Annotated in this window: 20 protein-coding genes; 11 read left to right on the top strand and 9 right to left on the bottom strand. The window is 56.2% G+C overall.

Annotated elements, in window-relative coordinates:
- The first annotated feature begins 1 nt into the window (after position 1).
- The 3 genes from ACR0CZ_RS06795 to ACR0CZ_RS06805 are packed head-to-tail and all read left to right on the top strand — an operon-like array spanning position 2 to position 795.
- The gene (locus tag ACR0CZ_RS06795; RefSeq protein WP_170420623.1) at positions 2-253 is read left to right on the top strand and encodes a DUF6455 family protein; all 252 of its coding nucleotides are present in this window, start codon (positions 2-4) and stop codon (positions 251-253) included.
- A gap of 16 nt (positions 254-269) precedes the next feature.
- Positions 270-533, top strand: coding sequence for a DUF6455 family protein (locus ACR0CZ_RS06800; RefSeq protein WP_370644304.1), 264 nt, complete (start codon positions 270-272; stop codon positions 531-533).
- A gap of 4 nt (positions 534-537) precedes the next feature.
- Positions 538-795 (top strand): DUF6455 family protein, encoded by a 258-nt coding sequence (locus tag ACR0CZ_RS06805; RefSeq protein WP_170465100.1) that lies wholly within the window; start codon positions 538-540, stop codon positions 793-795.
- 3 nt (positions 796-798) lie between these two features.
- Here the strand turns inward: ACR0CZ_RS06805 and ACR0CZ_RS06810 are convergent, their stop codons facing one another.
- Positions 799-1,041: a CDGSH iron-sulfur domain-containing protein gene (locus tag ACR0CZ_RS06810; RefSeq protein ID WP_170401738.1), complete on the bottom strand. Its 243-nt coding sequence runs from the start codon at positions 1,039-1,041 to the stop codon at positions 799-801.
- A 215-nt stretch (positions 1,042-1,256) separates the two neighbouring features.
- On the opposite strand from ACR0CZ_RS06810, the gene ACR0CZ_RS06815 reads away from it, so the two are divergent.
- Positions 1,257-1,445: a hypothetical protein gene (locus ACR0CZ_RS06815; protein WP_255611743.1), complete on the top strand. Its 189-nt coding sequence runs from the start codon at positions 1,257-1,259 to the stop codon at positions 1,443-1,445.
- A 135-nt stretch (positions 1,446-1,580) separates the two neighbouring features.
- Positions 1,581-1,937: a diacylglycerol kinase gene (locus ACR0CZ_RS06820; protein WP_170420629.1), complete on the top strand. Its 357-nt coding sequence runs from the start codon at positions 1,581-1,583 to the stop codon at positions 1,935-1,937.
- Positions 1,938-1,953: 16 nt separating this feature from the next.
- On the opposite strand, the gene rimO is transcribed toward ACR0CZ_RS06820, so the two are convergent.
- Positions 1,954-3,351 (bottom strand): 30S ribosomal protein S12 methylthiotransferase RimO, encoded by a 1,398-nt coding sequence (rimO, locus tag ACR0CZ_RS06825; protein WP_480537020.1) that lies wholly within the window; start codon positions 3,349-3,351, stop codon positions 1,954-1,956.
- A gap of 93 nt (positions 3,352-3,444) precedes the next feature.
- Between rimO and ACR0CZ_RS06830 the strand changes: the two genes are divergently transcribed.
- Positions 3,445-5,373, top strand: coding sequence for an AsmA family protein (locus ACR0CZ_RS06830; RefSeq protein ID WP_170392319.1), 1,929 nt, complete (start codon positions 3,445-3,447; stop codon positions 5,371-5,373).
- A gap of 51 nt (positions 5,374-5,424) precedes the next feature.
- Here the strand turns inward: ACR0CZ_RS06830 and ACR0CZ_RS06835 are convergent, their stop codons facing one another.
- From ACR0CZ_RS06835 to ACR0CZ_RS06850, 4 genes are read right to left on the bottom strand one after another with little or no spacing between them, the layout of a single operon-like run.
- On the bottom strand, positions 5,425-6,921 hold the full coding sequence (locus ACR0CZ_RS06835; protein ID WP_170392317.1) for a phosphomannomutase/phosphoglucomutase: 1,497 nt from the start codon (positions 6,919-6,921) through the stop codon (positions 5,425-5,427).
- Between the two features lie 15 nt (positions 6,922-6,936).
- Positions 6,937-7,770 carry a 3-deoxy-8-phosphooctulonate synthase gene (kdsA, locus tag ACR0CZ_RS06840; protein ID WP_170392315.1) on the bottom strand — a complete coding sequence of 278 codons (834 nt, stop codon included), beginning with the start codon at positions 7,768-7,770 and terminating at the stop codon, positions 6,937-6,939.
- A 5-nt stretch (positions 7,771-7,775) separates the two neighbouring features.
- Entirely contained in the window at positions 7,776-9,362 is a 1,587-nt protein-coding gene (locus ACR0CZ_RS06845) for a capsule biosynthesis protein (RefSeq protein ID WP_170392313.1), read from the bottom strand.
- A complete protein-coding gene (locus ACR0CZ_RS06850) occupies positions 9,340-9,999 on the bottom strand; it encodes an ABC transporter ATP-binding protein (protein ID WP_170392311.1) in 660 nt (219 codons plus the stop codon). The genes ACR0CZ_RS06845 and ACR0CZ_RS06850 overlap by 23 nt, the downstream gene beginning before the upstream one ends.
- 208 nt (positions 10,000-10,207) lie before the next feature.
- On the opposite strand from ACR0CZ_RS06850, the gene ACR0CZ_RS06855 reads away from it, so the two are divergent.
- Together ACR0CZ_RS06855 and ACR0CZ_RS06860 are read left to right on the top strand one after the other, a co-directional pair.
- Positions 10,208-10,795 carry a uracil-DNA glycosylase family protein gene (locus ACR0CZ_RS06855; RefSeq protein ID WP_170392310.1) on the top strand — a complete coding sequence of 196 codons (588 nt, stop codon included), beginning with the start codon at positions 10,208-10,210 and terminating at the stop codon, positions 10,793-10,795.
- Positions 10,788-11,576 (top strand): SseB family protein, encoded by a 789-nt coding sequence (locus ACR0CZ_RS06860; RefSeq protein WP_170392307.1) that lies wholly within the window; start codon positions 10,788-10,790, stop codon positions 11,574-11,576. The genes ACR0CZ_RS06855 and ACR0CZ_RS06860 overlap by 8 nt, the downstream gene beginning before the upstream one ends.
- 9 nt (positions 11,577-11,585) lie before the next feature.
- Here the strand turns inward: ACR0CZ_RS06860 and yghU are convergent, their stop codons facing one another.
- A complete protein-coding gene (gene yghU / locus ACR0CZ_RS06865; protein ID WP_170392305.1) occupies positions 11,586-12,461 on the bottom strand; it encodes a glutathione-dependent disulfide-bond oxidoreductase in 876 nt (291 codons plus the stop codon).
- Between the two features lie 242 nt (positions 12,462-12,703).
- On the opposite strand from yghU, the gene ACR0CZ_RS06870 reads away from it, so the two are divergent.
- Positions 12,704-13,222 (top strand): YHS domain-containing (seleno)protein, encoded by a 519-nt coding sequence (locus ACR0CZ_RS06870; RefSeq protein WP_170392303.1) that lies wholly within the window; start codon positions 12,704-12,706, stop codon positions 13,220-13,222.
- A 61-nt stretch (positions 13,223-13,283) separates the two neighbouring features.
- On the opposite strand, the gene ACR0CZ_RS06875 is transcribed toward ACR0CZ_RS06870, so the two are convergent.
- Positions 13,284-13,946, bottom strand: coding sequence for a J domain-containing protein (locus tag ACR0CZ_RS06875; RefSeq protein WP_170392301.1), 663 nt, complete (start codon positions 13,944-13,946; stop codon positions 13,284-13,286).
- A gap of 203 nt (positions 13,947-14,149) precedes the next feature.
- Positions 14,150-15,016, bottom strand: a complete 867-nt coding sequence (gene metF, locus ACR0CZ_RS06880; RefSeq protein ID WP_170392298.1) for a methylenetetrahydrofolate reductase [NAD(P)H] — start codon at positions 15,014-15,016, stop codon at positions 14,150-14,152.
- Positions 15,017-15,110: 94 nt separating this feature from the next.
- Here metF and ACR0CZ_RS06885 point away from each other — a divergent pair, with 94 nt between their 5' ends.
- Positions 15,111-16,016 (top strand): LysR family transcriptional regulator, encoded by a 906-nt coding sequence (locus ACR0CZ_RS06885; protein WP_170392297.1) that lies wholly within the window; start codon positions 15,111-15,113, stop codon positions 16,014-16,016.
- 95 nt (positions 16,017-16,111) lie between these two features.
- Positions 16,112-16,897, top strand: a complete 786-nt coding sequence (locus ACR0CZ_RS06890) for an inositol monophosphatase family protein (RefSeq protein ID WP_170392295.1) — start codon at positions 16,112-16,114, stop codon at positions 16,895-16,897.
- Positions 16,898-16,926 lie beyond the last annotated feature (29 nt).

Genomic DNA, 16,926 nt, shown 5'->3' on the forward strand with positions numbered 1-16,926 from the left:
CATGTCTGATCGTGAAACGCTGCGACGTCACGCCGACCTTGTAGATCGGATGGCCACGACGCTGGGCGTAGATTTGCAAGAAGTTGCCATCGAAGGGGCCTTACAGTTCGACGAAATCTCGGACGCGGTATTGAGGTGTACGGAATGCCCGAATCCGGGCCATTGCAAGGCCTTTCTGGCCAAGAACCTGACAGCGCCCGACACACCTGAATACTGCCGCAATCACGAGCTGCTGAACAGGCTCAAGCCGTAACGCCAAAGGGGGTACCGTGCCACGACTTGGACGGATCATGACCCATCTTCGCCTTGTATTGCGAATGGCACAGGCGACGGGAGCCGACCTTGCCACCGCACATCGCGACGGGCACCTGAGCCAACAGGAATGGGCAGATATGGTTCAGCTCTGCCGCGGGTGCGAATGGGCGCGGGCATGCCCAGACTGGTTGAACGAGAACGAAACGGCGGAAAGCGCGCCCTGCACCTGCCCAAACCGACACAGGTTCGCCACCTTGAGGGTCAGCAAGCAAAGGTGATCAAATGGATCGAACATCACTGGGCGAGATCGAAAAACACTTTTGGCTGACACGCTCGGTCGCGCGATCCTTAGGGATTTCTCTGACCGAAGCAATGGCCGAAGGGAAACTGACACCTGCCGACTACGCTCAGATGGTGACCCGATGCCGGGGCGCAATATGCGACGAACGTTGTCAGAAATGGCTTGCCGCACAACAAGGAATGGCTGAGAAAGCACCTGATTTTTGTGCCAATGCTCAGGTTTTGAACGACTTGACCTGACTTTCAGAGCTTATTGTGCGTTCCGTCGCACAACGGCGGATTGGCGCAGTGCTTGCAGCCACAGAAGAAGACCTTCTTGCTGGCATCAGCAGTATATTTTACGGGTTCAAACGACGTATCTTTGTGCGAACCATCGCAAAACGGTTGCCGCTTGGATTTGCCACATGCGCACCAGAAATAGGTTTTTCCTTCGGTCACTTCGACCGGATAGGGCGATTTCTGGGCGATGATCGGGGCGTCTGACATGTGGCTACTCCGTCTTTGGCTGATGTCGAAGTCAAAGTTTAGGGCTCTTTGTCAAAAAAGGTAGACTGCGAATGAAAACCCGCCTTCCAGCGTGGTTTCGCCTTTATTCACGAATGCGTTATCGATTCGGTTGCCATATGAAATTCTTGGTCCTATTCTGATACCGGCCCCGAAAAACTGGGCAATATCAGAAAAGTAATAGAGGATTGATGGACATGAAACTGAAATTTGCTGCTATCTGCGCCACGGCCGTTGTATTGACTGCGTGCTCGCAGCAAGAGGAACCGACCCCGGTTTACATCCAGCCCGACTATGACAAGTTTGGTACACCCAGTTGCTCGGCAGGCTATGAACTGGCCACAACCGAAGCAGGCCAGACCGTATGTAACCCGGTCACCCAATAAGTATTAAGCAGGCGGTTCTGATCGCAGGGCCGCCTGCACACCTCTAAAAAGAACACCGCCCTCGAGGCGGTTTTTTCTTGCCTTTCTGCTGTGGGTCGCGGACGTCTTCTTGCAGGACGACTGATCGGAAACCCCATGCGCAAATTCTTTGACCACCTAAAGGATCGTACCCGCTGGAGCTGGCAGGGCCTGGCTGCAACCTGGCGGCAAGAGTATTCGTTTCGTGGGTGGGTTTGGGCCAACCTGATTTCGGCTTTATTGGCGCTTGCACTCCCTCTAGGTACGGCAGAACGGGCGCTGATCCTTGCTTTGGGCATTCTGGTCTTGGTGGCCGAGTTATTTAATACGGCCATCGAGCGTGCCGTCGATCACACCTCGACCGAGCACCACGCGTTGGCGGGGCAAGCCAAGGATGCAGCAAGTGCAGCGGTGGCGTTGTCTGCAGTCGCTGCCGGAGTGGCGTGGATCGTGATTTTGATCGGCTTGTTCTAGGGACAGACGCCTTTCGTTACGCCGAGGGGTGCAAACGCCCCCACAAGTCGTATTCTCCGGCTTCATCTACCTCGACCGTGACGATATCCCCGGGTTTCAGGCCTTCGAAGCCTTCGTCGATAAACAAGTTGCCATCGAATTCTGGAGCATCGGCCTTAGTGCGGCAGGTCGCGGCCTCTTCATCCACCTCGTCTACGATGACATCGAGTTTTTGGCCAACCTTTGCTGCCAGCTTGGCCTCAGAAATGGCCTGAGCTTTCTCCATGAAACGCTCCCATCGCTCTTGCTTGACCTCGGCCGGGACGTGATCCGGCAGGTCGTTCGAGCGGGCGCCATCGACATTTTCGTACTGGAAACAGCCGACACGATCCAACTGCGCTTCGTCCATCCAGTCCAGGAGCGTCTGGAACTCTGCCTCGGTTTCTCCGGGGTAGCCGACGATAAAGGTTGATCGCAAAGTGATATCAGGACAAATAGCGCGCCAGTTGGCAATCTCGTCCAGAGTTTTTGCCCCGGCGGCAGGGCGGGCCATGCGTTTCAGAACATCGGGATGCGCATGTTGGAATGGAATGTCGAGATACGGCAGCACATTGCTACCCGAATCTGCCATCAGCGGAATCAAATCGCGCACATGGGGGTAGGGATAGACGTAATGAAGCCTGACCCACGCATCGAACTGGCCCAGTTCACGCGCCAGATCGGTGATATGGCTGCGCACCTCCCGATCTTTCCATGGGTTCACGTCATACTTACGATCCAGCCCATAGGCCGAGGTATCCTGTGAGATCACAAGCAGTTCGCGCACGCCGCTGTCGACCAGTTTCTCGGCCTCGCGCAGCACTGCATGGGCCGGGCGGCTTGCGAGTTTACCGCGCATGTCGGGGATGATGCAAAACTTGCACTTATGATTACAGCCCTCGGAAATCTTGAGATAGCTATAGTGGCGCGGGGTAAGTTTGACGCCCGAAGCGGGCAGCAGATCGACATAAGGGTTTGGGTCGGGTGGTACGGCTGCATGTACTGCGTCCAGCACCTGTTCGTACTGATGCGGTCCTGTAACCGCCAGAATGCGCGGATGGTGTTCCCGGATATAGTCAGGCTCAGCCCCCAAACAGCCGGTCACAATGACCTTGCCGTTTGCAACCAATGCCTCGCCAATTGCGTCCAGCGACTCGGCCTTGGCGCTGTCCAGAAACCCGCAGGTATTCACAATAACGGCATCAGCACCCGTGTAGTCCGGCGAAATACCGTACCCCTCGGCCCGCAACCGGGTCAGGATACGTTCGCTGTCAACCAGCGCTTTTGGACAACCCAGCGACACCATTCCAAGGGTCGGTTGGCCACGGCGGGGCGTCTCGGCGATCCGGGCCTCTGGGGCTAGATCGGGGCGGAGGTTCGGTGGGTTCGTGCTCATGGCCGGGCATATAGAGGGGAAAGCTTCCCCTTGCAAATCCCGCCCGCTCGGGGCTGACTTGAAACAGAGCAGAAAGGCCGGAAAGGCAGACCCATGAAGTGGCTCATTCGTTTTCTATTTCTCATAGTTGCAGCCTTCGGGCTGGTCATTGGTGCCTTGCTGCTGATGCCAGGCGAAAAACTGGCGACAATACTTGCTGAACAAGTAAAGGCGCAAACAGGCCGCGATCTCGAGTTGACCGGTGACGTCAAACTGTCATTTTGGCCGGTATTGGGGATGGAAACCGGCCCTGTGACATTTGGCAATGCGCCTTGGGCCGGGCCGGAACCGATGCTTAGCGCCCAAAGCCTCGCGGTTGGGGTCGATGCCTCGGCGTTGTTGTCTGGGAATATCCGGATCAAACGGGTGTTGGCCGATAGCCCGGTTCTACGCCTTGAACGCGCCGATGGGCGCGGCAACTGGGAGCTGCATCAGCCAGGTAACTCCTCGCAAACGGGCGCTACGGCGCAAGCCGTTGAAAGCCGACCCATCACGCTCGAGCGGTTGGAACTGACCAATGCGCGCCTAATCTATCTTGAGAATGGCGCGGTTAGTATGGATTTTGCCGATGTCGATCTTTCGGCCCGCTGGCCTGACGTAACGGCCCCAATGGAAATGCAAGCCAGTATGTCCGTCCCCGGAGGCAGCGTCGCAGTGGACCTTACCATCCCCGACTTGCCCGCATTTTCCAGCGGCGCTGTCACGCCGTTGCAGCTGAGCCTAACCGCGCCTGGCGGAGATATTCAGTTCTCGGGCCGGGTGAATCTGGCCGGCGAAATGGATGGCAAGACGACGGTCACGGCCAAGGACACTCAAAAGATGCTGGCCGCGTTTGGTCAGGGAGGAGTCACCGTTCCGGAGGGACTAGGACAGGTCGCGAGCGTATCCGGGCAGATGACCTATACCCGGGACGGGCGGATTTCATTGCGCAACATGATCGCGGTTCTGGATCAAAACCGGCTTGAGGGCGAAGCTGATATCCAGATTTCAAATCCGCCCCAGATGACTGCGCGTCTGAACGCAGGTGATCTCGACTTATCGAAGGTAAGCGGAGGCAACGCTTCTGACGGCACCTTAGATACGGAAGGGTGGTCAAAAGCCCCAATTGATGCGTCGTTTCTGGCGCTGGCAAATGGCAAGATCCGCTTGCAAGCCACCTCGATTGCGGTTCCGGGTATGACCTTTGGGAAAAGTGATCTGACACTCAGCCTTGATCGGTCGCGGGCTGTATTGCAGATGCACCCGGCCTCGCTGTTCTCGGGGCAATTGAACGGCCAGGTGGTCGCCAATAATCGCAACGGTCTGTCGGTTGGTGGAAATCTGAAAGCCGCCAATATCGATATCAACGAAGCGCTCGAAACGCTTGGGGATATCAAACGGCTTTCGGGCACCGGTTCAGGCAATCTTGAATTTCTGGGCGTCGGACAGAGCGAAGATCAGATCATGCGATCGCTCAGCGGCAAAGGAGATATCGAGGTCGGGCGGGGCGTTATCTCGGGGCTGGATCTTGACCGCCTTATGGGGCGGGGAAAGGGATCGGGTGGTACGACCGTATTCAACAGCCTTACGGCCAGCTTTACGATGAAGAATGGCGACTTGACCAACAAGGACCTGTTGATGCAGCTGGATAATTTCCGGGCGGACGGTACGGGCCGCATTGGCTTAGGAGCTCGCGATATCGATTATCTGTTCACACCAGTCGCCCTGCGCGCCAACTCAGGGCAGGGGATATCGGTGCCTGTTCGGATCAAAGGCCCGTGGAGCGACCCGTCGATCAAGCCGGACCTTACCAAAGTCATAGAGGCAGCAGCCGAAGGCAAAGTTAAAGAACTGGAAGACGACGCAAAGAAGAAGGTTTTGGAAAAGGTTGGTAAAGAACTGGATACCACGGTGACGGATTCCGATCACATCGAAGACGCGCTGAAGAACAAGCTTGAGGATGAGGCCAAGAAAGGCCTGCTCAAGCTGTTTGGCGGGGATTGATCTAAACGCGATAACAAAGGGCGCCGAAATGGGCGCCCTTCATGGTGTCATTTAGATTGTCTGATCGTATTCGCCCACGCCGGGTTCAGTTCGAATGACGGCGTCGATATCTGCGAAGATCGCGCGCATTTCATCCTCGCTTTCGCTGCTTTCGCAGACGACGACCAGATTGGGTGTATTGGATGACGCGCGAACGAGGCCCCAACTGCCATTGTCCAGAATGACCCGGGCTCCATTGACGGTCACGACCTCTTTGATAGCCCGCCCTGCGAAGTGTTCGCCGGCGTCGGCCTTGGCAACCAATTTTCCGACCAGGCGCTGCAGTATATCGTATTTCTCCGTATCCGCTGCGTACGGAGACATGGTGGGTGTCGACCATGTCCTTGGTAGTGCTTTCCGAAGGTCTGACATGCTTTTGTCCGGGTTGCGGTCCATCAGTTTGCAGATTTCCACCGCCACGCGCATTCCGCAGTCGTATCCGCGCCCGACCGGTTCCGCCAAGAAATAGTGTCCCGATTTCTCAAACCCAGCCAGCGCACCGATTTCCTTGACGCGGCGCTTCATATGGCTATGGCCGGTTTTCCAGTAGTCGGCTTTGACCCCAAGCGCTTGCAACTCGGGATCGCTGGCGAACAGCCCGGTGGATTTCACATCGGCTACAAAGGTCGAACCTGGATGCAGCTTGGCCAGATCACGGGCCATGATGACGCCGACCTTATCGGCAAATATCTCTTCGCCTTCGTCATCCACAACACCGCAACGATCGCCATCCCCATCAAACCCTAGCGCCAGGTCCGCGCCGCTGGATTTGACTGTGTCGGCCATGTCATGCAGCATTTCCATGGCTTCCGGGTTCGGATTGTAATTGGGGAAGGTGTAATCCAGCCGTGTATGGCTGGGCACAACCTCAACCCCGATCCTTTCGAAAATCTCGGGCGCGAAGGCGGCGGCGGTGCCGTTGCCGGTGGCACAAACCACTTTCAGCGGACGCGACATTTTGAAGTCACCGACCAGATCGTCGATATAGGCTTCCTTCACGCCATCGACGAATTCATATGACCCGCCCGGGCGTGCAACACCTTCCCCGTTCAGGACGATGTCGCGCAGTTCCGACATTTCGTCAGGGCCGTGGGTCAATGGGCGGTCAAAGCCCATTTTGACGCCGGTCCAACCGTTCGGGTTATGGCTTGCCGTGACCATCGCAACCGCCGGTACGTCCAGATGGAATTGCGCGAAATACGCCATCGGGCTGAGCGCTGGGCCGATATCTTTCACCTGAATACCCGCCTGCATAAGTCCAACGATCAGAGCGTTTTTGATCGACAGGGAATAATCGCGATAGTCATTTCCCACTGCAATCACGGGTTCGATCCCGCGTTTGAGCATCTGTGTGCCCAGACCCAAACCCAGGGCCGTCATGCCTGGCAGATTGATCTCATCGGGGTATTTCCACCGCGCGTCATATTCGCGAAAGCCCGTGGGCTTGATCATCGGATCGCGTAGAAAGCTCCAGGTGTTTGGGGTCACCTCAGGCAAAGGCTTGGTCATCACAAATCTCAATCGTTAAATCTGAATTGGGTTTTCTTTGGCCAGCGCATCAAATCGCATCAATGTGTCAACCAGATGGCCCATTTGATCCAGAGGGATCATGTTCGGCCCATCTGAGGGGGCGGTGTCGGGATCCTGATGGGTTTCTATGAAAACAGCCCCGACGCCTAGAGATACAGCAGCGCGCGCCATCACTGGCGCAAACTCACGCTGTCCACCCGAGGAACCACCTTGGCCGCCGGGCTGTTGCACCGAATGGGTCGCGTCCATGACGACCGGATATCCGGTTTGCGCCATCTGCGGCAGCGATCGCATGTCCGCGACCAGCGTATTGTAGCCAAACGAAGTTCCACGCTCGGTCAGCAGGATGTTCTGATTGCCAGTGCTTTCGATCTTTGTGACGATATTCGGCATTTCCCACGGGGCAAGAAACTGCCCTTTTTTTACGTTGACCACTTTGCCGGTATTGCCAGCCGCCAGCAGCATGTCGGTCTGACGACACAGAAACGCAGGGATTTGCAGAATATCGACCGCCTCAGCCGCAATCGCGCATTGCGCTTCGGTATGGACATCGGTCAGTACCGGTATGCCCATGGTCTTGCGGATATCTTCCAGCACCTGCAGCCCGGACTCCATGCCCATGCCGCGCTCGCCGGACAGCGAGGTCCGGTTGGCTTTGTCATACGAGGCCTTGAACACATATTGCGCACCTGCGGCGTCGCATGCCTCTTTCATGGTGCCGGCGATCATTTGGGCGTGATCGGCGGTTTCAAGCTGGCAAGGGCCGGCAATGATGGTCAGCGGAAGGTCGTTGCCAACCGTCAGGTCGGCTATTTTTACATGTTTCATGAGTCTTACGAGGATACCTGTTCACGAAGGACCGACGCGGTAAGCGAGATCATCAGGTAGATACCAGCAAATAACAGGAATGCCAAAATCGTATTTTCGAACTTGCGCGGATAGCTGGGTTCCTGGCTGGCGACCGGGTTCACCGAGACGGTCAGATACCGCACTTTCCTATTGGCCTCGGTCCGCGTGGCTTCCATTTGCTGCATTGCCGTTTGCAGCATCATGTCACGCGCCGCCAGATCGGCCTGAGCCATCTGGATTCGCACGCTCAAACGCGCCAGCGAATTTTCGCCCGCCGACACATCCAACATCTCGGCATTCAACTCATCAAGGACCGCTTGCAGCCGCGCGATATCCGCCCGTGTACCATCCACCTTGGCCTGGTTGGGGCGCGTATTATCGAGAAGCGCGGCCAATTGTAGTTCTTTGTCCTGCAGCTCGAATTCGAACTGATCGATCCTTCCTCGCAGGCTGGCGATCACACTTTGCGGGTCCAGTATCGCACCTTGTAGCTGCAGTTCGATCAGGTCTTCCTGAGCCTGTCTGCGTGCCTCTTGCGCAGCCTCAAAACTCGCCAAGGCATCGCGCATCTGGTCTTCGCGTTTCAATTCAGTCAGACCATTGATGGTCTCTTCCGCGTAAGAGATAAGCCGCCTGGACAAATCGACCGCTATCTCGGGGCTCGGCGCTGCGACCTCCATTCGGATGACGCCGTCACTAGGATCATATCCGATTGTGATCATACGTTTATAAAGCTTGTAGGTTTCTTCAAGCGTCGCATCAGCCGGCAATCGTTGGATCGGGTCTATCCAATCCTGCCGAAAAAACTCAGTAAATCCGACATCACGTTCAAGCCGTTCCAATGCATCCTTGGATTCCAGAAATTCCTGAGTGGACACGGAATCCTGCGCCGTCGCAAACTGCGTGCCCGCCAGAAATCCACCGAATGAGGCACCGCCGCCATCCGCTTGCAGGATCGAAAACACCGAGTCGCTGGCATACATCGGTGTCGCCACGCGATAGAAATAGTAGCCCACGATGAATGTTGGAATGAATACGAACACCGTCAATCGTGCGAATAACCCGGCAAGCTTGCGGCGTCGGCGGCGGGCGATGTCTTTCTGGATCTGCCCGATTTCATATTCACGACGTTCGGCTGGGCTGAGTTCGGGTCCTGGCAGGTTCTTCTGCGAGTCCCTGGTCGTTTGCGGCAGGTGAATCTTTATATTGTCTTGCGCGGCGTCATCACCAGTTGGCTTACCTTGGTCAGGAGCTGCCAGATCAAGCAGGTTTGTGCGCTGAAACGGATCAATTCCTTTCTTTCGTAACAGTCGGACCGCATCGTAGTCAGACGTCGCCGCCAGCCCGTTCTTGTGCGCCAAACGCCGCGCGACGCGCAATTGCCGCCCTGTCAGACCTTCGCGTTTGATCGCGTCCAACTCGTTGCCCGGTTGCTGAGTGTCGTCAGCCGAGTCTGTGCCTTGGGTCGCCTTTCGGATGCGCGAAATGGCGTCCGAGCGTGCCTCGGCAGTGCCAGAACCGCGTGCCGTGCGGTCGGGGTTGTATTTCCTAGCCTTGGGTTTGGTAGTCATAGAGCTGCTTTGCCTCTTCCAAGGTTTCAAACATGTAAAGCTGGCCGTCTACCAATACCGCAGCCTGCCGCGCGAATTTTTCAAGAAGCGAAGGGTTGTGCGATACGATCACCAAGGTTGTCGTGCGCAGCTTCTCTTTCAGAATGTCGCCCGCCTTCTTGTTGAACTCGACATCGGTTGTCGAGGGCATCCCCTCATCGATCAGATACATATCGAAATCCAGGGCCAGCATCAGTGCAAATGTAAACCGGGCCCGCATTCCGGACGAATAGGTTCCGAGCGGCTGGTCGAAATACTCACCCAAGTTGCACAGCCATTTGCAGTAGGCTTCGACATAGTCGGGATCCATGCCGTAGATCTTCGCGATATAGCGTGCGTTCTCCAGCGCGGACAGGCGCTTGGCCACACCTCCTGCAAAGCCCATGGGGAAGGATACGCGGCAGTCGCGCCGAATCACGCCTTCGTCGGGCTTTTCCAGCCCTGCCATCATGTTGATCAACGTGGTCTTGCCGGTTCCGTTCGGGGCCAGCACGCCAAGAGATGTTCCAAGCTCGACCCGGAACGAGACCCGATCCAGAATCACCTTGCGGCGGGTTCCGGTCCAGAAAGACTTGCTGACATTTTCGAATTCCAGCATGTGCGGCCTGCAGATCGCTCGGGGTTTTGACGGTTTGAGGATCGGTGTGCTACCGATCCATGTTGGCCACATTATGTCGAAATATGAAACAAATGATCAATGCGCATCCGCGTTCATGACATTGATGTGTTGCAAGGACGGTTTCATTGGCTCGAGGGTAGATGATGCCTATCTTCATCGATGAACATTGCAAAAGCCTGTTGATCCGATGAATTCGCTGATAGAGGACATCCAAGCCTGCCGTTTGTGTGCGGACAGGTTCGCGCAGACCGCGACTGCGCACCAGCCGCGCCCGGTGGTCTGGTTTCGCCCCGGTGCGCGCATTTTGATCGCAGGTCAGGCACCGGGCGCGCGCGTCCATGCTTCAGGGAAGCCTTTCACCGACCCTTCGGGTGACCGGCTGCGGGATTGGCTGGGACTGGATGAGAACGCATTTTATGACCGTTCGCGCGTATCCATCGTGCCGATGGCGTTTTGCTTCCCCGGATACAATGAGCGAAAGGCCGACCTGCCTCCGCCGCCGATATGCGGGCACACCTGGCATGACAAAGTGATGGCTAAGTTGGGAGAAGTACCGTTGACGATCCTCGTCGGGGGTCATGCCCATAAATACCATCTTGGCGTAAAAACACCGGTTACCGAGACCGTCAGCCTTTGGCGAGACCATGCGCCGCGCGTCTTTGCCTTGCCTCACCCGTCCTGGCGCAATACGGCTTGGCTGAAGAAAAACCCCTGGTTCGAGGCCGAGCTGTTGCCGGTGCTACAGAAACGGGTGCACGAGGTTCTGAATGACTGAAGCCACAGCTTTGGATGCTGCACATGCCGCCATGCAGGCGGCACCGGAAGACGACAACGCTCGACTACGCTTTTTTGAAAGACTGGCCGATAGCGAGCTCTTTCTGATGCTCACCGAAGAAGCGAAGGATGAAAGCATTTCGCCCGAGCTGTTCGATGTGGCGGATGGTCGTTTTGTTCTGGTGTTTGATCTTGAGGAACGACTGGCTGCATTTGCGGGTCGACCGGTCCCCTATGTCGCTCTGTCGGGTCGTGTTCTTTCAGGGATGTTGTCGGGGCAGGGGGTCGGGCTGGGTCTGAACCTTGATGTTGCACCGTCGTCGATGTTGATCCCCGCTGAAGCGCTCGGTTGGTTGTCTGACACGCTGCAGCATGGTCCTAAGGAGGTGCAGCAGCGACTTGCCGAATTCCATCCGCCCTCCGGTTTGCCTGATGTTCTGTTAACCGCGCTTGATGCAAAGCTGGCGACGGCTGCAGGTCTGGCTGCGGCGGCGTTTCTGGTTGGAACAAGGACCGAGGATGGGGGACAGGGCCACCTGTTGGGATTCGTTTCGGCGGTCGAAGGCGCGCAGCCAGCGCTTGCACGCGCCGTATCCGAGGCATTGACCTTTTCGGGGATCGAGGCCGGAGCGCTGGATGTTGGCTTTTTTGAAGTGCAGGATCCGGCTACTTCTGCCTTGGCAAAGGTTGGGCTGCGGTTCGATTTGCCCCAGCCTCAAGCGCCCCAAATGGAAAGGGCCGCGCCGGGTAGTGATCCCGAGCGGCCCCCGATATTGAAGTAGCGCAGGACGTTAGTCTGCCGCTTCCAGTTTATCCTGCGTGCGCGTCTCAAAATCGCTGGCGTCATGACGTTCGTGCAACTGCGTATGCGGCTCTCCAAACGCACGATTGACCATCCGGCCGCGCTGAACGGCGGGGCGAGCATCGATGGCTTTGGCCCACCGCATCACGTTTTCGTAGCTTTCGACATTCAGGAATTCTGCCGCATCGTATAGACGGCCCAGAACAAGCTGCCCGTACCACGGCCAGATCGCCATATCGGCGATCGTATAGTCCTGACCTGCAATATAAGGCTTATCGGCAAGTTCCAGTTCCAGCACATGCAACTGGCGTTTGGCCTCCATCGCGAAACGGTCGATTGGATATTGCCATTTCTCAGGCGCATAAGCGTAGAAGTGGCCAAAGCCACCGCCCAGATATGGCGCGCTGCCCATTTGCCAGAACAACCAGTTCATCACTTCTGTCCGTTCGGCACCGCTGGCGGGCAGAAACTCACCGAATTTCTCGGCGAGATGCAGCAAGATGGAGGCGCTCTCGAAAACGCGCACAGGTGTTTCACCTGAATGATCCCACAGCGCCGGTATCTTCGAGTTAGGATTGGCCCCGACAAAGCCCGAGCTGAACTGATCACCTTCACCGATGTTGATCAGCCACGCATTGTATTCGGCCCCGGAATGGCCCAATGCCAAAAGCTCCTCCAGCATGACCGTAACCTTGACGCCGTTCGGGGTGGCGAGCGAATACAGTTGAAGCGGGTGCTTCCCGACCGGAAGATCCTTTTCGTGGGTCGCACCGGCTATGGGCCGGTTTATATTGGCAAAGCGTCCTCCGCTTTCGCTGTCCCAAGTCCAGACCTTTGGGGGTGTGTAAGTGGATTGTTCGCTCATCTTTTGCCTTTCTGCATCATTTGGCCAAAACGCGCCGCCTTCACAGCTAATATTGCAAAACTCAAAGTCCAACCCCGGATGTGGCGAGATATTTGTAACATTGCGCCTCGTTCACCTCACAAAACCCCTCTGGTTTTCACAGCGGCGCGAGGGGGTCTTCGCGCCGGGCCAAAATTACCTATTGTTTGACCAGACCCGCAGTTCGGGTGACCAGAAACCGTAAGGACATGAGGACCAATCACATGAAACGCTTTGCGCTGACCCTTGCCGCGACGATGGCTTTTGCCGTGCCCGCGTTCGCCGGAGAACAATATGTTGATGGCACCGGATTTGCCGTATCGGGATACGACGTTGTTGCTTACCGCAGCCTGGATCAGGTTCCTGTAGGCCAGTCGCAACCCGAGGCTGTTCGCGGTCGGGCCGACATCACCGCAGACTATAATGGTGTTACCTGGGCGTTTGCGACCGAAGAGAACCGTGACAAGTTTCTGGAAAACCCGGCCTTTTACGCACCGCAATATGATGGCCATTGTGCATACGGCGTGTCGAAAGGCGGCAAGGTTCCGGGCAACCCAAATCTGTGGCGTATTGTCGATGACAAGCTCTATCTGAACATCACTGATGTTGTTGTTGGTTTCTGGGAAGAGGATGTTCCGGCCAACATCGACCTGGCGGAAGGCAACTGGCCCGGAATCGAAGGGGATGCCGCTTCGACCAGCGTGATCCCGAAATTCACATCAGAAGGCCCGATTTCCAACTGATTCCGATTAATGAAAGAAAGCCCGGCCACTAAGGCCGGGCTTTTTTCGCTGGCGGGTTCTCTCACCCCGCCAACTCGAACATATCCCGCATGTGTTGATCCGCTTCGAACCGTATTGTTACACTCTTGGCACCGGGAAATTTCCTCTCACGTATCGGGTCAGGAATGACAATCTCACCGGAGCCCGAGCCCTTGGACCGAAAGGTCAGAATCTCTGTTTCTGACTTGCGGTAGCCGGAAAGGACCGAGGTTGGCAATGCAACGCGGTTAGACCCTTCGCAGACTGACGATGCAACGAAGTAGGTAAGATCGCGCCCGAAGCATCCGATTGCATCAGGAACATGGTCCGAAGATTCGCGGGCGCTTTTGGCGGCGTCCGGTTCACCTAGTTTCGATAAATCCTTCAGCGCGCGTTCGGGTTTTAACAGATCGTGACAAGCTTTGATTTCATCTGCGGCCAGTTCGATTACGCGTTTCTTCAGACGAGGACGACGCGGTGTAGAAGAATCTAAACCGTTTTTGCGTGTCATCCCTTCTTTACGCAAAAAATCATAGGCTGATTTAGCATCCGAAAAACCGGAATAATCACCGTCGGTATGATCAGGATGATCGTGGAACGCGATTTTGCGCCAGGCTTCACGAATCTCGTTTGCGTTTGCATTTGGGGGCAGACCAAGAACCTGCAACGCTTCGGCCCGAGCCTGTACCTTGCTCACTGGCTTCATACTCAAAACACTCATTAAAACTACAACGGGGTCAGATTGCCATTGATCACATTTTTGTCAAATTTTTTCAGGAATTAGACTGAGGTAGGGCAACAGTTGACGGGTGCATATCGAGATTGTCGCCCGCGCAGCGGTTGTCGCAAACGAGCATGACAGACGACTGCCATGCCCGGCGATACAGGGCAAACGCAAAAACTGTGGGATCAGGCGACGTTCTGCAATTCGGTCTGGGGTGTAATGCCCAGGGCAAAACAGACATCCCGAGTAAGCTCAGGTCGGTTGAGCGTATAGAAATGCAGTTTGTCCACGCCGCCTTCTATCAGGTCCGAGCAGAGTTCGGTGCATAGCGCCGTCGCCAGAAGATCTTCGCGATCGTCCCGGATTGCTTTGTCAAATGCGTTCTCGATCCAGTCGGGAATGTGGGTGCCACAGCGTTTTGCAAAGTTACGCGCACCCTTCCAGTTCTCGATGGGAAGAATGCCCGGTACGATAGGCTTGTCGATCCCCGCTTTTTCGCAGGCATCGCGAAACCGGAAGAAGGTTTCAGCCTCGAAGAAGAATTGGGTCAACGCCTCGTCCGCGCCCGCATCCAGCTTGGCCTTTAACCAATCCACATCAGCGCGAGCATTGCTTGCTTCGGGATGTTTGTCCGGATAGGCGCCGACACGGATGCTGAACATCTCGGTCTCGGCCAGTGCAGAAATCAGTTCTACCGAGTTGGTGAAACCATCAGGGTGGGGGGCGAACCGGTCTTGACCTTTAGGGGGGTCGCCACGCAGGGCAACGATATCCTGAACGCCTGCGCGCGCGAATGTGTCTGCGATCTCAAGCGTCTCCTGACGCGAAGCATCGACACAGGTCAGATGCGCAGCAACAGGCAGCCCCGAGGATTTGTGCAAGGTTGCAACTGCATCACGCGTCAGCTCACGTGTTGTACCACCAGCACCATAGGTCACCGATACAAACCGTGGGTTCAGCGGCGCCAAGGTCTGAACCGTATCCCAAAGGCGAAACGAGGCCTCCAGAGTCTGCGGCGGGAAGAACTCGAATGAAATCTCAGGCTTGGTCATGTTGGCCTCGTAGCTGTCATTTATGCCCTTGTGCCATCAGATGCATTGTGAGACAAACTCATATTGTTCAACAACAACATGAGTTGCGTGAGTAATGCATATCGAATTTCGCCACTTACGGACGATCAAAGCTATCCACGAATGCGGTGGGCTTGCGCGTGCAGCTGATCAGCTAAACATCACGCAATCCGCACTAAGTCACCAGATCAAGGGGTTGGAAGATCAGGCCGGGGTCGAGCTGTTTTTACGTCGATCCAAGCCGATGAAGTTGTCGGCAGCTGGTTTGCGGCTGCTGCGTCTCGCTGAACAAATTCTGCCTCAGGTCGAGGCGATGCAGGATGAGTTTTCATCGCTGCGCGACGGTCGCACCGGTCGGATGCACATTGCGATCGAATGTCACGCTTGTTTCGAGTGGCTGTTTCCGGTGCTTGAAGCTTTCCGTAAATCCTGGTCAGACGTTGATGTGGATATCCGCCCGGGTCTTGCATTCGACGCGTTGCCCGCCTTGCAGAAAGAAGAGGTTGATCTGGTGGTGTCCTCTGACCCCGAAGATCTGCCGGGTGTCGAATTTGTCGAACTCTTTGACTACCAGGCCGTATTTGTCGCGGCGTCTTCGCATCCATTGGCTGAAAAGCCCTATATCGAAGCTGAAGATTTCCGAGGTCAGACACTGATTACCTACCCGGTCGAACGAACCCGGTTGGATGTTTTCAGTCAGTTGCTGATCCCGGCCCGGGTCGAGCCTGCCACCATCCGACAGGTTGAACTGACCGCTGTGATCTTGTTGTTGGTGGCTTCGAATAGGGGCATATCCGTTCTTCCGGACTGGGTGGTGCGCGAGGTAAAGTATAGCTCGGACTACGTCACGCGCCCGCTTACCAAAGATGGGATTACCCGCAGGTTATATGCTGCGGTCCGCAGCGAAGACCTTGAAAAACCCTTTGTGCAAGAGTTGGTGAAACTGGCGCGGACCGAGGCGCGTAAGCTTCAGACTCATTAACACCGGACGCAGATCAGCCATGCGCATCATTCCTCTTGGCAAGGGCGCGTTGCCCCAGTATACGCGCGGCTTGACCGGACAGGAGCCTATGGAAAATGGTTGGCAGTGCAAATCTCAACATCATGATCAAGGCCGCGCGCAAGGCGGGGCGTTCTCTGGTCAAGGATTTTCGTGAAGTCGAGAACCTGCAGGTGTCGATGAAAGGTGCGGGCGACTTTGTGTCGAAGGCCGATATCGCGGCCGAAGCCATCCTGAAAGAGGAATTGCTGGGTGCCCGTCCGACCTATGGTTGGCTGGCCGAAGAGGGCGGCGCGATTGACGGCGAAGACCCGACTCGTCGCTGGATCGTCGACCCGCTGGATGGGACCACCAACTTCCTGCACGGTCTGCCGCACTGGGCCGTTTCTATCGCGTTGGAACATAAGGGCAAGATCGTTTCGGGTGTGATCTATGACCCTGCCAAGGATGAGATGTTCTTTGCCGAAAAAGGCGAAGGTGCGTGGATGAACGACATGCGCATCCGTGTGTCGGGCCGCCATCGCATGATCGAGTCGATCTTCGCGACAGGTCTGCCATTCGGTGGCCGTTCGGACCTGCCTGCGACCTTGCAGGATCTGGCCCGTCTGATGCCTGCCTGTGCAGGTGTTCGTCGCTGGGGTGCTGCCGCGCTGGACATGGCCTATGTGGCCGCCGGTCGTTACGAAGGCTTTTGGGAGCGTCGCCTAAACGCCTGGGATCTGGCCGCAGGCATCATCATCGTGAAAGAGGCGGGCGGCTTTGTTCAGGCGCTGAACCCCGAAGGCAGCGTGCTTGAGGATGGCGAAGTGATCTGTGCCAATGAGCCGATCTTTGACAATTTCGCAAAGGTAATTCGGGGCTGATATTCAACCCCGGTCATTTGATCATGGTA

Source organism: Ruegeria sp. H9, assembly GCF_056532915.1.

Excerpts from the sequence above, each read along its gene's own strand:
- ACR0CZ_RS06795 (WP_170420623.1), top strand. The coding sequence starts at position 2 with ATGTCTGATCGTGAAACGCTGCGACGTCACGCCGACCTTGTAGATCGG.
- ACR0CZ_RS06805 (WP_170465100.1), top strand. The coding sequence starts at position 538 with ATGGATCGAACATCACTGGGCGAGATCGAAAAACACTTTTGGCTGACA.
- ACR0CZ_RS06810 (WP_170401738.1), bottom strand. The coding sequence starts at position 1,041 with ATGTCAGACGCCCCGATCATCGCCCAGAAATCGCCCTATCCGGTCGAA.
- ACR0CZ_RS06815 (WP_255611743.1), top strand. The coding sequence starts at position 1,257 with ATGAAACTGAAATTTGCTGCTATCTGCGCCACGGCCGTTGTATTGACT.
- ACR0CZ_RS06820 (WP_170420629.1), top strand. The coding sequence starts at position 1,581 with ATGCGCAAATTCTTTGACCACCTAAAGGATCGTACCCGCTGGAGCTGG.
- rimO (WP_480537020.1), bottom strand. The coding sequence starts at position 3,351 with ATGAGCACGAACCCACCGAACCTCCGCCCCGATCTAGCCCCAGAGGCC.
- ACR0CZ_RS06830 (WP_170392319.1), top strand. The coding sequence starts at position 3,445 with ATGAAGTGGCTCATTCGTTTTCTATTTCTCATAGTTGCAGCCTTCGGG.
- ACR0CZ_RS06835 (WP_170392317.1), bottom strand. The coding sequence starts at position 6,921 with ATGACCAAGCCTTTGCCTGAGGTGACCCCAAACACCTGGAGCTTTCTA.
- kdsA (WP_170392315.1), bottom strand. The coding sequence starts at position 7,770 with ATGAAACATGTAAAAATAGCCGACCTGACGGTTGGCAACGACCTTCCG.
- ACR0CZ_RS06845 (WP_170392313.1), bottom strand. The coding sequence starts at position 9,362 with ATGACTACCAAACCCAAGGCTAGGAAATACAACCCCGACCGCACGGCA.
- ACR0CZ_RS06850 (WP_170392311.1), bottom strand. The coding sequence starts at position 9,999 with ATGCTGGAATTCGAAAATGTCAGCAAGTCTTTCTGGACCGGAACCCGC.
- ACR0CZ_RS06855 (WP_170392310.1), top strand. The coding sequence starts at position 10,208 with ATGAATTCGCTGATAGAGGACATCCAAGCCTGCCGTTTGTGTGCGGAC.
- ACR0CZ_RS06860 (WP_170392307.1), top strand. The coding sequence starts at position 10,788 with ATGACTGAAGCCACAGCTTTGGATGCTGCACATGCCGCCATGCAGGCG.
- yghU (WP_170392305.1), bottom strand. The coding sequence starts at position 12,461 with ATGAGCGAACAATCCACTTACACACCCCCAAAGGTCTGGACTTGGGAC.
- ACR0CZ_RS06870 (WP_170392303.1), top strand. The coding sequence starts at position 12,704 with ATGAAACGCTTTGCGCTGACCCTTGCCGCGACGATGGCTTTTGCCGTG.
- ACR0CZ_RS06875 (WP_170392301.1), bottom strand. The coding sequence starts at position 13,946 with ATGAAGCCAGTGAGCAAGGTACAGGCTCGGGCCGAAGCGTTGCAGGTT.
- metF (WP_170392298.1), bottom strand. The coding sequence starts at position 15,016 with ATGACCAAGCCTGAGATTTCATTCGAGTTCTTCCCGCCGCAGACTCTG.
- ACR0CZ_RS06885 (WP_170392297.1), top strand. The coding sequence starts at position 15,111 with ATGCATATCGAATTTCGCCACTTACGGACGATCAAAGCTATCCACGAA.
- ACR0CZ_RS06890 (WP_170392295.1), top strand. The coding sequence starts at position 16,112 with ATGGTTGGCAGTGCAAATCTCAACATCATGATCAAGGCCGCGCGCAAG.